The sequence below is a fragment of the Leclercia sp. LSNIH8 genome (genome assembly GCF_002920195.1).
Classification (GTDB): domain Bacteria; phylum Pseudomonadota; class Gammaproteobacteria; order Enterobacterales; family Enterobacteriaceae; genus Enterobacter.
Window position 1 is genome coordinate 1 of record NZ_PQJY01000002.1, and the last position, 15,052, is coordinate 15,052.

The 15,052-nt window shown below is 53.6% G+C and carries 10 protein-coding genes and 1 pseudogene; all 11 read right to left on the reverse strand.

From position 1 onward, the window contains the following. Nucleotides 1-240: 240 nt before the first annotated feature. Nucleotides 241-1,239: a tail fiber domain-containing protein gene (locus C3406_RS04795; protein WP_103826552.1), complete on the reverse strand. Its 999-nt coding sequence runs from the start codon at nt 1,237-1,239 to the stop codon at nt 241-243. An 11-nt stretch (nt 1,240-1,250) separates the two neighbouring features. Further along, a complete protein-coding gene (locus C3406_RS04800; RefSeq protein WP_103826551.1) occupies nt 1,251-1,553 on the reverse strand; it encodes a hypothetical protein in 303 nt (100 codons plus the stop codon). Continuing rightward, entirely contained in the window at nt 1,553-3,235 is a 1,683-nt protein-coding gene (locus C3406_RS04805) for a phage head spike fiber domain-containing protein (RefSeq protein WP_103826550.1), read from the reverse strand. Before C3406_RS04805 ends, C3406_RS04800 begins: the two co-directional genes overlap by 1 nt. A 520-nt stretch (nt 3,236-3,755) precedes the next feature. Further along, nucleotides 3,756-8,204: pseudogene (gene gpJ / locus C3406_RS04810) on the reverse strand (TipJ family phage tail tip protein); the annotation flags it as partial. 53 nt (nt 8,205-8,257) lie between these two features. After that, entirely contained in the window at nt 8,258-8,848 is a 591-nt protein-coding gene (locus C3406_RS04815; protein WP_103826548.1) for a tail assembly protein, read from the reverse strand. A gap of 58 nt (nt 8,849-8,906) precedes the next feature. Beyond that, the gene (locus C3406_RS25940; protein WP_146052606.1) at nt 8,907-9,317 is read right to left on the reverse strand and encodes a hypothetical protein; all 411 of its coding nucleotides are present in this window, start codon (nt 9,315-9,317) and stop codon (nt 8,907-8,909) included. A gap of 31 nt (nt 9,318-9,348) precedes the next feature. Next, nucleotides 9,349-10,059, reverse strand: a complete 711-nt coding sequence (locus C3406_RS04820) for a C40 family peptidase (RefSeq protein ID WP_103826547.1) — start codon at nt 10,057-10,059, stop codon at nt 9,349-9,351. A 1-nt stretch (nt 10,060) separates the two neighbouring features. Continuing rightward, nucleotides 10,061-10,816, reverse strand: coding sequence for a phage minor tail protein L (locus C3406_RS04825; RefSeq protein ID WP_103826546.1), 756 nt, complete (start codon nt 10,814-10,816; stop codon nt 10,061-10,063). Then, nucleotides 10,813-11,151, reverse strand: coding sequence for a phage tail protein (locus C3406_RS04830; RefSeq protein ID WP_103826545.1), 339 nt, complete (start codon nt 11,149-11,151; stop codon nt 10,813-10,815). The genes C3406_RS04825 and C3406_RS04830 overlap by 4 nt, the downstream gene beginning before the upstream one ends. After that, the gene (locus C3406_RS04835) at nt 11,151-14,657 is read right to left on the reverse strand and encodes a phage tail tape measure protein (RefSeq protein WP_103826544.1); all 3,507 of its coding nucleotides are present in this window, start codon (nt 14,655-14,657) and stop codon (nt 11,151-11,153) included. The genes C3406_RS04830 and C3406_RS04835 overlap by 1 nt, the downstream gene beginning before the upstream one ends. A 125-nt stretch (nt 14,658-14,782) precedes the next feature. Further along, nucleotides 14,783-15,052 carry a phage tail assembly protein T gene (locus tag C3406_RS04840; RefSeq protein ID WP_103826543.1) on the reverse strand — a complete coding sequence of 90 codons (270 nt, stop codon included), beginning with the start codon at nt 15,050-15,052 and terminating at the stop codon, nt 14,783-14,785.

A 15,052-nucleotide genomic window follows, 5' to 3' on the forward strand; every position in this document is an offset into this window, starting at 1 on the left:
TGCCCCGCCGCAAAGGGGGATTCACCTTCATTAAAGGTAGATGATTTTAAACGAAGTGTTGATGCTACCTACCTAAAGTAATGGCTGATGCTGCCGATATGTTAACGACCTGCGTCATGAGCGCGGGGTTGATAACAAAACTAAGAGATTTGTGCCCGTTCCCGTACGGGCTTTTTTTCTCTACTTCAGAGTGATCGAGAATGCGGCTAATGATAATTACATCTGAACATCCGGCTGCCGTTATGCTTTCAGCGCCTGAACCTCAGCCTGCAACTGCGCGACCTGCGCGATCAGTGTTTCGATTTTGGCAATCGCGTGATGCAGCGCCAGCGCCGTATCCATCATGACGACGTTGTTATCCAAAGCCAGTGTGTCATCTTTATCACAACGATTTCCCTCTTCGTCAAATTCAGGCGCCGCAGGAACCAGCTTCACATACTCGCTGTCGATATCCCGCAAAGCGTCCTGGGCTATGATCCCCCGGCGCACACGCTCTAAGTAATCGCCGTTATACACGAACGTACAGGGTTTCAGCTTCCTGATGTTTTCGTAAGAGGCCTTTCCGTCGTCATATGCAATATCGTGTTTCAACGTCGCATCTGAGGTTGCGGCCTTCTGATACGTATAGTTGCCCGCAAAGCCGCCATCCCCGCTGACTGAGGTTACAAAGTCCCCGTTGGCTGGGGTGAAGTACCAGTACCGTATCTTGGACCCACTATCTCCGAACTGTGTTAGTGCAGTGTTAGCCCAGGAACTCAGCCCGTTACCAACATTACCCCACATCGATCGGAGGTTATAACCACCGCCATGTTGATACCCCCAGGAAAGACCAGCTATAGCCCCGTTACCCGGAGAATCCGTGGCGGTCTCCGCGTAATAAGAGGCATAGTGGGCCTGTGCTGAGTTCCACCACGAACTCACGGCTGGACCGCCCATATACAAACGTCCCGGGATCTGCACATTGCCGTTGGACATGAAGTCGAAGTAGTTGTTCTGCGCGGAGTCAGTACCCCCCGCATTTTGCAACACCACCAGTCTGGCAATGGAGTAGTTCCATTCGATGCGTTTCACGATCTGGAGTTGGGCGGATATCTTCTCAACGCCATTTACGGTGTACTGTGACTTTATGTATCCGCCATAAACCGTACTCCCGACCCCCGGCAGAGACGCGTCATTGATGGTGGATGTCCAGGCAGCAATGGCCCTGCTTAATTCAGCCGTGTCTATTCTGTTTGCCATAACTTAATTCCTTACGCCCAGACGCGAGCCGGTGTTTTCGGTTTAACCACAAAGTCGTTCAGCCCGGATAAATCGAGCGAGTCATTCATAACCCGCAAATTGACGTGATAGCCGGGTTCGGTGGTGTACTTAATGATTTCGTTTTCTTCACCGGGATTGATAACTTCAGCAGGGACAGTGATAACGCCGATGATATCCAGGCTAATGTCCGGGTGATATAAACCACCCTGCTCTTCATCATCCACAAACCCCGCCGCGATTAATTGCGTGCGCATTTCGTCGGCGTCATTAAAGCGCAGATATAAGTCTCTCATTAGCGGAGTCCATTAATTTGGTTAGGAGTTAAGACACGGTGCCAGATGCGGAAGTTGCGGATGTGGTAGACAAATCTTACGGATGTGGTTTGATTCGAATTGCCAATATAAGAAACGGATTGCGTTGTACCGTTAGGCTGTACGTTATCAGCGGAAGAAGTGTTCCCCCCGTAGAACGTTGATACTTTGTTACCTTCGATTGCATGAACGAACACCCCGCCTTCGCCTTTTTTACAAGGCACGCTTATAGCTCCGCTGCTGCGGTATGCTTTTAAAGTGTTGTCATTAACCCATCGGCAAACAATATCATTACTTGGGCCTTGAACCTTAACAATCTCAATATAACCAGCGCCGTCTTGAAAATATTTAGGGGAAAATTCAAACGCCACAGTTCGATTAAATAGATTTGCCAGAGAGTTATATCCGCAGTTTTCTTTCGGAATTTGCCAGTAATCAGCCCCCCTTGTAACTGTAGCCTCTGCTGTTGGGATATATGATGTTGGAAAGGGGCTATCTTCTAATTGCGCGCCCCATACATATAAGCCTGACTTCCCATCACCGGTGTAGCTCGCTGTAACGCCATCTTTAGCCAGTTGCAGGCGAATGACTGTACTCTGGCTTGCTGCGGCGGTGAACGTCATCCAGACGCGATAAATCCCGCCCCCCACATCCTCGAAGCCGCGGACAATGTACTGAGAGCCAACCCCGCCACTCCCTGTAAATGTTCCCGTTTCAGGGTTGAAAAAAACCCCTGATGTACTTCCTGATGCGACGCGCAAATATAAAAGCCGGGAGCTTGTATGGGCCTTTACATAAACTGAATAACAGTAAGTAGTTCCCGCTGTTAAAACAATATTGCGATCCTGCGCGTAATGCTCACTACTTGCGGTATCCTCAATCAGTAGCCCCATTGTTTTATCGCCACGGGGGGAGTTACCACTATTATTAGTCATGGTGGCTCTCTGCCCCGCCCCCCACTGCTCGGAATAGGTATACAGGTTAGTGATTTGAGGCTCTATTAATAACCCTTCTTTCTCGAAGCGAGGCTCATTAATATCAGCGGTCTGCAATACGCCCGATTTGTCAAAATACGTCGCAGCTGTTTGCCGGATAAAGGTCGCTGACTTCGATGGCAGCTCCAGCACCTTCCCGGAAATAGTCAGCCGGTCATAAGGTGCGAACCCTGCCAGCAGGCGCAAATCGTCATTAAACGGCAGCCAAACATCCGGGAAAGGCGCGGTTTCGAAGGGTACGGACGTCAGCAACTGCGCGGCAGCCAGCGATGCGGCGGCGCTGCTGGCGCTTGATGCTGCATTGTTTTCTGACGTTTTAGCATTCGTCTCAGACGTTTTCGCGTTGGTTTCGCTGGTTTTGGCAGCGTTCTTCGATGCGAGAGCGTTACCCTCAGACGTTGCCGCGTTCGTGGCGCTGGTTGCAGCTGCGTTTTTTGACGCAAGGGCATTCGTTTCGGAAGTTTTGGCTGCAGCGGCGCTGGTTCCTGCTGCGGTCGCTGCAGCGATCAGCTTCGACCAGCTCGGCCCTGTTTTTTTAGACCCGTCAGCCAGGGTTACGGTGACGTCACCTGTCCCGGATAAAATCAGATCCTGGTTGATGATACTGCTTTGCGCCAGGCGAAACCCTTCCGAGACGGCTTTTGCTAAATCGTCATCAAGTGTGGCCATTCGTGATGTCCTTAAAATGAAAAACCCAACCGGAGCTGGGTTGGATGGTCTGAGGTTGTAGGGATCAGGAGAAGGAGCCGGTACCGCGGGTCACAGTGATAGTTGGCGCATAAATTGCCACGGTTGCATTACTGGAAGAAACGAAAATGCTTGCGTCGATACGTTGCCCGGTCAACCCAGTTGCAGCATGACGTGCAGTGAACCAAAGCCCACCAACAGGAACGTCAAAAGTGAACGTGCGAACGTTACCCGCGATAGTTATGTTAACTGTACTCCCGACCGCGCCTGTAGTCCCTCTGACATATATCAACGCCTCCACGACGGCGTTTTTATTCAGCCCGTTATTGCTGGAGTCGGTGTATGCCATGGCTACACTGGTAGAAACGGCATTGTTAGACCGGTTGCTGGAGTCGGGATACACCCCTGTGTTGGCGACATCTCCAATGAAAGATGTCGCTTCAACCGTGCCCCTGAAGCTCCCGCTGGTCGCCTCAACCCTGCCTCTGAAACTCCCGTCGGTGGCATAAATCGTCCCGCGAACGGTCACGCCGTTAAACGTGGCATACCCGGATTTATTGATATGCCAGCCGACATTACCAGTCCCGTCCCAGTTGCTGGACTGGATATAATTGCCAATCTTGCCGTTGTCGATGGAACCGTCCTGGATGAACACCGAACGCATGAACATCTGGCCGCCGGTCGAAGCAAACACCAGCTCCTGTCCGTTCGTCGTCGGGTTATAAACCGCAAAGGTGTCAGCAGAAATCAGGAAGTTTGAGGCCCCTGTGCCGTCAATGCCCAGCTGGATACCCGCGATGCGTTTAACACCGTTCGCCTCCACCTGGACTTTAACGCCCCACTGCGCGGAGAGCTTGCCATTGATATCAGCAACAGCCTCGCTGGTCGTCTGTACACTGGCATTGGTATCGCCAATTGCAGCCGTCACCTGCTCAATGCTGGTCGCGGTAGCTCTCTCCAGATCCGTTACGGCTTTATCAATGCGGGTGATGGCGGCGGCGTTGGTCTGGCCGTTTTGCTCAACCGTGGCCTTAAGCGTCGTAACCTGCTCCGCCACAGCGCTTGTGGCATCCGCGGCGGTCTTCCGGGTCTCGGTGATCTCGGCCATCGTTTTCGTTTCGCCAACAGCAAACGTGACGCGCTGATCAGAGAAAGCCATGAAGTTGGCGAGCGCGTTACTGACACTACCGACAATGCCTGCGTCGCGGCTGGCTGTGTTACTGTCCACATCCACTTTCAGGCTGTCGATACGGCGACCGAGCGCACTGTCTGCATCCGTGCGGGCCGTGGTTTCCGTGCTGATGTCAGCCGTGTTCTGGTCGGTTGTCGCCTTAACAGCAGCCAGAGCGGAAGTCTGCGCTTTGTTGTTATCAGCGACGGCTTTATCGATGCGCGTGATATCGCCGGTATTTTTCCCGACAGTAGTCTGCAGGCCCGACAGCGTGGTGGCCTGCGCCTCCTGTTCTGTCGTCAGCGTTGCCAGCTCCTGCGTTACAGCAGCTTTGTTGGCATTAACGGTCGCTTCCAGCGCCGTCCGGGCTGTCACTTCCGCTTCCTGCGCCGTGATGCGCGCCTGGCGTTCGGTGTAGAGCAAGCCCGAGGCCAGCTTCGACGGATCATCACCGGTATAACCGCCCCGGATCTGCGCCGCCAGCGTCTCGCGCGCTGTGGCTTCCGCCTGGTCGCCCTGGACACGGGCGGTCGTTTCCGCCTGCAGTGCCGCCATACCCGCGCCGGGAGTAGGCCGTCCGAGCGCAACCCAGTCGATCAGGAAATAATTCGTCGCGTCCTGCTTAGTGGACAGATCCAGCCTGAACTGATTCATCGTGGTTTCAGTCAGCCAGGGGATATTGTCGAACTCCAGCGTGGCGATCCCGTTCGCGTCATAAGCAGGCTCGGCGACGGTGACCATATTGGTGTCGTTGAAGCCACCGGTACCCCGCCACCGCAGCTGCCCAGCCCAGCCCGGTGCCCCGAACTTCCTGATACGCAATTTAACGAAGCGATAGGACGACGAGTTAACACCCAGTGAACCGGGAGACTGCACCCACGGATCGGTGGCATGGTTCGCCGGGCGTATCCAGCCGTCAACGATGGTCGGGGTCCCGTTCCCGGTCCAGCCCTCCACTGTCGAATCGAAATACCAGATTTTTGCCGGGTCGAACTGCGAACCGGTGCCAGCAGAAATCTGCCCAATCTGCTGCGCCAGTGACTCGGTGGTGGTCTGGATCGTCTGATTGACGTTGCTGATATCCGCGACGCGCTCGTTCTTCTCGGTCAGCAGCGCCTGGGCGCGCGCCGTTGCCTCGTCGGTGATGGCTTTCTTACGGTCCGTGACCTCCTGTGCCAGGCCTGCTTTGGTTGCCGCCGACTCTGTCGTAACTTTGCTGATGTCGTCGCGCGCTGACTGAATATCGTCGCTGAGATCGGCGATATCCGCGGTGAGTTCCTTATACGCGTCTGTCTGTTTGATCTGGTTGTCGATATCCACAAGGTAATCAGCTGCAACCGAGCTGCTGCTGCCCTGAATGAAGTCAGTCCAGGCCGACTGGTTACCGGTACGGTCGATAAGGCGCGCGCGGTACCAGAATCCCACCCCGGCTTTCAGGCCCAGCTGCTGATACATGTGTTGTGGATAAGGCACATCCGTAAGCAACATCGCATTCGTGCCGGCCGCATCCGTTGAATACTGAATCTCCGTCTGCAGGGTATCCGCTGTATTCGCAGGAAAATCCCAGTCCAGCTGTACGCCCCAGAGTAATGGCGTGGTCCGAAAGTTAACGGGTACCGGTGGCGCTCCTGTTTTACCTGTTAACGTGACTTCCAGCGATGTGGCCCAGCTCGAGGAAATCTCGGCTGCATTGATGGCCCGGACGCGCACCAGATAGCGCCCGGCATAAATGGCAGCCACCTCAAACGAGGTGGTGGAGCTGCGCGGTACGTTTACCCAGTTTCCGTCATTGCGGCGCCACTGAGCCTCATAGGCAATGGCGTTCGGTGCCGGGTCCCAGCTGGCGCGCATGGTTTCGATGCTGATTCCCTGATTCACCATCGAGTAGGAACTGATGACAATGTTTCCCGGAGCAAACTGGTTACCGGGAGGGATCATGCTTACCGGACGCTGGTCAATGATGGCGCCAGTATCAATACGGGCATACTTATCTGGATCATGCCATGCTCCGGCAATCGAGAATGTGCCATCGTTATTATCTTTGACGCTTATAACCCGGTACTGCTGGGCGTAGAGTTCGTCAGATTCCACCACCCAGACGCTTTCTGCCTGCGGCGTTTCGCTGTATGCCGTGCTGACCGTTACGGCCCTGCCATTTACCGCCTGAATGGTACGGCTCTGGGATGCCCCGGAAGGCAGGTTCAGAATCAGGCGATTCCCTGCCGTGGCATCCGGTGCGCGGTCCAGTGTGATCACCCGGCCATTCACCGCGCTGATTCGCCCGCCGGTGACCTTCCCTGACAGCATTTCATCAGCGACGGCGATGATGTACCCGGGCTGAGGTATGTTGCCATCCAGACCAACGTCAAACGATACGATGCGATCCTTGTTGTTGGTGAGAATGCCCCAGCGGCCTTTACGGTTCGCCTCCGACTGCCGTGTGCAGCCAATGGCCGTCATTTCCAGCTGATTAAATCCGTAGCGCGCCACCAGCGCCTGCTCAAACACCGGTTCCATCGCGTCAGCGTAGGCGTTAGCGGGATCGGACCAGGACACCAGCGCCGTGGTATAGCGCGTTTTCGTGGTGCTGCTGGCGTAGGTAAATCGGCCATCAATGACGTTGGCGCGGGTGTAGCTGTAATCCACATCCCGGGGCATATCTGCCAGGGCCACGATCTGATCGCCGCCCCAGTACGTCATACCCCGGAATATGGCCGCAAAGTCACGAAGAACGGTATAGGCATCGTTCCGGTCCTGAATGTATACGTTGCAGATGTACCGCGGCTCGGTACCGCTGCCGCCCTTCCCGTCCGGTACCGGCTGATCGCAATACTGGGCCACCTGGTACAGCATCCATTTGTCGATATTCGCTGCCGTGAGCCGGTGCCCCAGGCCGAACCGGTCGGATACAACCAGGTCGTAAAAAATCCACGCCGGGTTATCGGTCCACGCCCACTTAAACGCACCGGTCCAGGTACCAGTGTAGGTGCGGGTTTCCGGGTTGTAGGTGTCAGGTACGCGGATCACACGCCCGCGCGGCTCACAGGAGATCTGCGGGATAGAGCCGTTAAACTGGCTTGAATCGAATTCGATATACAGCAGGGCTGTGTTGGGGTAGCGCAGTTTGGCGTCGATCACCTCGGTGAAGCTCTGAAGGGTCATCGTGTCGCCGATTTTCGCGCTGTTTGCATCAGCGGTCAGCTTGCGCAGGCGAATAGTCCAGGTGCTGCCCGCCTGAGGCAGATCGATACGGTGGCTGCGCTCATAGCCGGATGTGGTTTTACCGGTCACGCTGGTATTCAGCACCGTCTGCCAGGCTCCGCCGTCGGTCTGCAGGTCAATCGCATAGTTAACAGAGTTACCGACCAGATCGCCGTCGTTCTCCTGTTTGAAAAGCGATGGCCACTTCAGGCGAAGACGAACAGCCGAGATCTGGGCATTGGTAAACGTGCGCGTCCAGGCGGTGGCACTTGATACTTCGGTACCGACGGTGATTTCGTTTTCTGTACCCGGTATGCCCTGGATATAGCTCTGTGCCTGGTTACCCGGGCGAAACTCCCACACCACCCCGCTAAAGTTTGGCGATCCGTCTGCGTTCTCCAGCGCGGTACCATCCAGATAAATATTTTTACCGGTGAGCTGGCCGGAGAACTCTCCCTCTCCCAGAGCTATCAGAATTTTGGCCTTCGCTACAGACTGGAGATCATCGGGTTGTTCGGTGGGTGTGCGTGATTTAGAGCCACCGCCTTTGCGGCCCCTGATAGCGGTTGCGTTTACCATATTGCGCCCATAAAAAAAGCCACACTGGGGTGGCCTGAATGAAAGGATTATTGTTACTGCTGATCTTCGACGTAAATGCCTGCGGAGATGATCGCGCCGCCGATGCGCCGACGTCCGTAAAGCAGGGGAACCGGATAACCCTGTGCTGCGGTGTTCGTTACGCCGCCGAACGCATATGAGGCCCGGTTATCGGCATCCTGCTTACTGGCTAAACCGGAAGGCTGAGGGGACAGCATCTGAATTACGCCACCGGCGACCATGCTTACACCTGCAGAAATCAGATATGGTGATGCAGCTGCGAGGGGAGTAAAACTCAACACTACACCCGTCACAACTAGAACAGCGCCAAGTATCGTCTGAAAAACACCAGCTTTTTTGCTGCCGATGATAACCGGAACGATACGGATTACATCTTCCTTAATTGGGTAGCTGAGGTCTTTCTCTCCTATATTCGTCTTCCCTCTGAATACAGCATACGTTAATCCGCGACGCTGGCTTGAAATCATGTATTGTTCAAATCCCTTGATAGTTGCGGCCAGTGCGCGGGTTGCTTCATGTGTGGTACTAATCAAGCGATGATGAACTTTCCCGAAGGTTTTACCCAAAACGCCACCAAGCTCTATTCGTGCCATGATTTCCTGCATGTCTTACTCCAAAAATAAAAAAAGCCCCCAGATGGAGGCTTATTAAAGGTTTAAACCTTTAATTTATCGTCGTCGGCAAAATATCTACGTTACCGCTTTGGTCAGTAAAAATTCTCAACACGCGAGGAGAATTCTCCTTGATTATAAATTCACGCTCTTTCTTTGGAGGTCCGCTGCACAAGCCGCGGCCAGCGAAACCTGCCCCAACGTTAACCTGCCCTGCCGGGAGAAAAGCCGTTACCTTTTCGCCAGGTTCAAGTTCCGCTAGCCGAACCCCATTAATGTAAGAGGTAATGGCACAACCACTAGCAACATATCCTTTATCACGAATAATGGTAACGCCAGTAGTGTTTGGTTTTTCCAAAAATTGAGATGATGCTTGCACGTCTTTAGCATTTTCAGGTGGAACAGGTTCAGTCGAGCAGCCAAATAAACCAAAAACTAATAGTGGAATGATGATTTTTTTCATTAGCTAGTCCCTAGAATCATTTTTAGAAAGATTAACATAGAGACTTATAACGTAGAACCTTCATCGTTCTGTCCTGCCAGTAGCCTCCATAGGGCACGCGCTGGCTCAGATGTCCGTACAGATGGTGCAGAAGCATATTGCCTTCTAGCAGGATGCCTGCGTGATTCCACTTATTAGCCTGAACCTGCATGATCACCATATCACCAGGCTGTGGTGGCCCGTCGAACTCACGGAAACCGCATTCATACCAGCATTGCTGGTAGAAGTTATCCGCGTACTCGTCCTCCCACCAGGGATAATTCACCCTGTAGTCATGCAGCTCGATGCCGTGCGTCTGCCTGAAATAGCTCATCACCAGCCCCCAGCAATCGTACACGCCCAGGACGAAAGGCCGCTCTATGAGGGGGATCTCTCCCCGCGGTAAGATGGTACGTAAGTCACCTTCCGGCCAGCTGACGATGTGCCAGGGTAGCCCGTTGAGATCACACTGTGCCTTATCCATTTCGCTAGGCTGGGTGGTTGCATCGGGGTGGCTGTGAACGATGGCGGTCACGGGTCCCCATTCTTCGGCGGTGGCGTAGTCTTCCGGGCAAAGGACAAAATTGTCCTCTGGAGCCGTGGCCAGATTACGGCAGGGAAAATATCGCTCTACCCTGCTCTTCTGCGCTACCACGCCGCAGCACTCGCGCGGATACTCCTGCGCAGCGTGCGCCATGATGGCCGTGACAGTCTTTTTACGCATGTTAACTCCTGATCAAAGAGGTGCCCGGGAAACCGCCGAATGAGAGTTCGTTATTTTCACCGAACCGAAGTTTGCAGGCAGAAAGAGTGCCGTTGCATTCGTCCAGAGAAGGATCACTGACCGGATTGTTGTTTTTATCGAAATAGCGGGACCCGGCGTAATCGCAACCATCACCGGTACGGTATTTATTACGAATGCACCAGGTGCAAAGAGAATGGAGCTGGCGTGTCGGTATCATCAGGCCCTGCAGATCCATCGGGCTGGATAATGCGAACTCCACCACTTCGTTTGTTTCAGACGTTTTTGCGTCGATATACCAGACCTGCAGCTTTTCCTGAGTGGCGTCTGCCGCCGGGTTTCCTCCGGCGAAATTACGTGCATCAAGGTAATGGGCCAGTGTGTCGTGAATCGTCACTTTAGCCTGAAGCAGGTCGTCATACGCCAGGCATAGTGCGGTGACAGAGCCGTCCAGGTTAGCGACCGATAATTTCGGTTGTGCGCTGCTGCCGCTGGTTGACGCTTCGACCCCGTCAATCTGGCACGGCCATGCTTTGTATTCCTGCCCCTGCCACCATATGCTTTTGGCGGGTAGTTTCGATTCATCACCGCCAGCAGTCACAATCTCTGCTTCTGTATGCGGAACGTTGTAGCTGTGGAAACGCAGCACTTCTCCGGTGCCGAACGCCGTGCCATCTACAGAAAAAAGCCGGACCTCATTGCCCGGCTCAAGTTTCTGGTAATCACTGTTTAAGCTCATGGTTTATAAGCCTGCTCAAAAGTTGCGGAAAGGTTGAAGAGTCCGGCGCCCAACGAAGTCGGAGTGTAGGTGTCGCAACGATATAACCCCATTGACTCAAGTGGCGGGTGCCATTGAAATGCTTTCACACCCTGATGGCGATCGAGAAAGGCTTTAATCGCCGCGATGTACGCTTCGGTACCGGTGAACTGAAGATTCCACTTTTGCGACCGGGGATTAATCCCGTCCCCGGACACCTGCTGGTACCCATCACCAAACTGCGCGGTACGACGGCGAAAATTCACCTCCTGTTCCGCATTGATTCGTGGACACCAGCTGAACGTTTCAAGAGCCATCAGCGACCTCCTTTTGCCAGATTCCAGAGCGCGCCACCCGGGGACATATCACGCCCAATCAGCTCGCGGTAACGTCGATCGACAAAGTTGCCCACTTCACGCCCGAACTGCTCATAACCCCCACTCGCCTGGGTCTGGGTATTGCCGTTGCCATCGATATGGATATTGACCTGCGGCGCACCGCCGCCGCCAGGTGTTACGCCGCCATTTCTCACAGCACGTACGCCCAGCGACCCATCAGCAGCGCGGGTCAGCGGCATGATCGCCTCCGGCCCCGCCTCGCCCATGACGCCAGCTCCTTTTGCAAAGGCGAAGAATGTCGGTGTATCGACAATGCTGTTGCTGAATGCACTGAGCGAAGGTGAGTCGTAAACTCCGCCTTTAGCGTTGAAAGTGAAGTTCGCACCGGCATTCTGAATAGCTGCGCCACTGCTGGCAGTTACCGCAGAAGAAGCGCCGAAACTGAATAGGGATCCGATAGAACTGGCCGCATTCGCCACCATCATATTTACAAGGACGTTCTGGATTATCTTAAGAACACTGACGCCCCAGTCCTTCCAGCTATCGACGTTACCATTGAGCATATCGGTAATCGTAGTGACGGCACCACCTATCGCCTGCTTCATACCGTCAGCGGCCATGGAGGAATAATCTGTCGCCTCATCCACCCAGTTTGCATAACCTTCGGACATGCCTGTCATCCAGTCCCCGCGCTGGGCATCAGAAGCGGCGTAATACCCATTCTGATCACTAAGTCGCTCTTCCAGGTAGCGCTTATTAAGCGCCAGCCCTTGTTGATAGAATGCCTCATCAATTTCGCCAGCCTGTCGCTGGCGGAGAAGATCGTTATTCTTTTGCTCAAACTCCTTACGTAGGTTGAATTGCTCCTGAAGCCTCTCGCGAAATCGGCTGCCCTGCCCGTAACCAAGAAGCTGTGCATCATTGGCTGCGCGGGCGCTGGCGTTATTGTCTGCAAGGTTTGCTTCGTAATTTCGTAATTGCTCACGCAATTTGACCTGGTCAATTAGTGCGGCGTTTTGTAATACAGTCTTTTTCTGAGCCTCGGTCAGTGAAGCAAGTTCGCCCTGGCTAACCTGATATCTAATCTTCGCCAGTTCGGTATTCTGACCCTGTAACGCGATCTGCTCTTTTTGCTGCTTTATAAGGCGCTTATACACATCCTCTGTTTTTTCGCCTTCGGTTTTAACCCCTTTCGCCTTAGGTTTATTGGCCTCATTATTTCGCCATTCAGACAGACCGTTATTAATCAACTCCTGACGGCCAGTCTGGAATTGCGGGTCACTGGTTAACCCCAGATCGTCTGCGGCATAACTCAGCCGTAAACGCTCCTTAGCCTCACCCTTCAGTCGTGACAGCTCCAGATCCCGGCGACTCTTTTCAAGAGCGTCGGTTTGCTTTTTATCGAGATCTGCCTGAGGAAGCCTTACTGGAACGTTCGCCAGCCCCTGCCGGGCCATAAGAAGTTGATTACCCAGCCCCAATAAACGGTTAAATTCGTCATGCTGCCCATTCATCAGCAGGAGAGATTGATAAGCCCGGTTTTGATTGGCCGCCTCTTCTCGGATGAGTGCCACCCGTCGATGCTCAAGCCCCTCAAGAACCTGCTGAATAGAAGCGGATTTTTCCTGCATCTGAGCAAGCCTTTCTTGCTCAACAGATAACTGCTCTGTAGCCGTAGCCAGTCCACGAGTCACAGTATCCAAAGATGTCAGGTGGTTAATCATGAAACCACCGCTGGTGGTCGGACCAGGGTTACTGATCACTGACTGATAACCAGCTATCTCCTCTTTCAGGCTTTCAATCTTGCTTTTTTGTTCATCAATCAGCCTGTTCTGTTCATTCAGAGCGGCACGAGTTTTCTCTGCATTATCTGAAGCTTCAGGCAGAGTCATTGCCCTCGACTTTTTACTTACTTCATCGATCGTACTGGCATATTCCTGAGCAGAACGGCGAGCCTGCTCCTGATTTTGATACATCGCATACCAGGCACCAGCCCCCAGCATAACCAGCCCCGGCACGCCGCCAATAAGCCCGAGGGCACCGCCCATAAGGCGAGTACCTACAGATGTCACACTATTGAGGTTGCTTTGGGTGGTAACACGATTTGCAAGATTCCGGTCTCTGGCAGCCTCAGCAGAAGCCAGTCGTCTTTCAGCAATAGCTTGGACATCGGCATTTTTTGCAGCCACTAGCCCTGCCTGCGCACGATCAAGCGCTGTTCTGGCCCTGACTTTTTCTGTAGCGGTGCCACTTGCAAGAGCGGCAGTGAGCCTGGTCTGGGCTGCAGTGACTCTTGCTTCAGCTGCTGCGATTTTTTCATGCTGAGCGGCTTGCACATCCGCACTTCGCGCTCGCTGAACAGCTTGCTGGGCTCGATAAACTTCAGCCCTCGAAGCTGCAATAGCAGACTGAGCGGCTTTGTCCTGTGCAACAGCGAGAGCAACCTCAGATTTCGCAGCTGAAATTAATGCACCTGTTGCACTTGTGGCACTGGTTACCACTCCGCTGAGGTATCTTGCCAGCCCGACGCCAACAAGCGCTCCCGCCACCGTTGTGATCGTGGACATATTGTCTGCCACATCACTCAGTGCGCCACTTACTGCCGAAGAGGTTAAAGAATCAAGCGTCTGGGCAACTCCGTCCAGGCCACCAGATAGCGCATCAGTAGCACCAGTAGCCTGGTTGATACCTCCAACCCATGCCATGAAGGAGTTGGTGACTTTTTGCAGGGATCCGGAAACTGTTTGCGGCATGCTGGCAAACTCACCCTGTAATGAGCCCAACTGGCTCATTAATGCAGGAACAACCTTATCAATAGTAAGTTGCCCCTGGTCAGCCATGCTCTTCAGGTCTTTGCGGGCCACGCCCATTCCGGCGGCAAGTGCGCGGATGACGCGATCACCTGCTTCGTTAACGGCGTTAAATTCTTCACCGCGAAGAACGCCCTGCGCCAGAGCCTGGCTGAATTGGGTGATAACAGAACTCGCTTCCTGAGTATTAGCCCCCGAAAGTTTGAGGCCGGTAGATACAGCTTCGGTAATTTTCAGAACTTCGTCAGAGCTATACCCATATTCACGCATTGAAGCAGCTGCGCGTGAAAAAAGGTTTGCGTTGTCGGAAAATGCCGTGCCAGTTCTTTGGCTGATTTCCATTAACTGGCGCTGAGATGCAGCAAAATCATCAGCAGAGGATGATGCCTGCTTAAGACGAGCGTTTACAGAATTCCACTCGTCGGCAATCTGGATAATCTTGCCAGTAGCAAATGCTGCCGTAGCGGTAGCAGCGGCTCTTCCTGCCGAAGCAAATCCATCTGTTAAATCAGATAAAGCTTTCTCGCTCTCTTTTGCTGCAGCTGTAGCCTGTCTGCTACCGCTTTGCATAGTGCGGTAGTAGTCTTGCCCCATGCGCGAAGCACGAGCTATTTCAGTCTGGAATGACTGTGAGTTAGCTGAAATTTTAATTATCAGTTCGCGCAGAGTAGCCATATTTCACCCAATAAAAAACCCGCCAAAGCGGGTTTATGTTTTCACTGTTAACTATTGTGAATTATGCAAAAGTTCTCAGGAGCGCGAGGTTAAACAAATAAAGCGCCTCACACCAATAATGTCTATTAACCCGCAAGTCCCGCAAAGAACCCCTCCAGCCCGGCGCCTTCCTCTTCCTGTTCCTCAGCGCTCCACTGAAGGATCACATCATCCATGCTGACCTTGGCACCCTGCGAGTTAAGCACGGCAGCGGAAATCTGCGCCGCCTGAATATCGCCGCGCCGATCGCTAATTGGATTGATTCGGTCAAATTCGATCCACATGCGCAACTCCCTGGCCGTCAGGGTTTGCTTCAGTTCATGCAGAGTGCGCCCCAGACGGAGCGCCAGCGTCAT

Excerpts from the sequence above, each read along its gene's own strand:
- C3406_RS04795 (WP_103826552.1), bottom strand. The coding sequence starts at position 1,239 with ATGGCAAACAGAATAGACACGGCTGAATTAAGCAGGGCCATTGCTGCC.
- C3406_RS04800 (WP_103826551.1), bottom strand. The coding sequence starts at position 1,553 with ATGAGAGACTTATATCTGCGCTTTAATGACGCCGACGAAATGCGCACG.
- C3406_RS04805 (WP_103826550.1), bottom strand. The coding sequence starts at position 3,235 with ATGGCCACACTTGATGACGATTTAGCAAAAGCCGTCTCGGAAGGGTTT.
- C3406_RS04815 (WP_103826548.1), bottom strand. The coding sequence starts at position 8,848 with ATGCAGGAAATCATGGCACGAATAGAGCTTGGTGGCGTTTTGGGTAAA.
- C3406_RS25940 (WP_146052606.1), bottom strand. The coding sequence starts at position 9,317 with ATGAAAAAAATCATCATTCCACTATTAGTTTTTGGTTTATTTGGCTGC.
- C3406_RS04820 (WP_103826547.1), bottom strand. The coding sequence starts at position 10,059 with ATGCGTAAAAAGACTGTCACGGCCATCATGGCGCACGCTGCGCAGGAG.
- C3406_RS04825 (WP_103826546.1), bottom strand. The coding sequence starts at position 10,816 with ATGAGCTTAAACAGTGATTACCAGAAACTTGAGCCGGGCAATGAGGTC.
- C3406_RS04830 (WP_103826545.1), bottom strand. The coding sequence starts at position 11,151 with ATGGCTCTTGAAACGTTCAGCTGGTGTCCACGAATCAATGCGGAACAG.
- C3406_RS04835 (WP_103826544.1), bottom strand. The coding sequence starts at position 14,657 with ATGGCTACTCTGCGCGAACTGATAATTAAAATTTCAGCTAACTCACAG.
- C3406_RS04840 (WP_103826543.1), bottom strand. The coding sequence starts at position 15,052 with ATGACGCTGGCGCTCCGTCTGGGGCGCACTCTGCATGAACTGAAGCAA.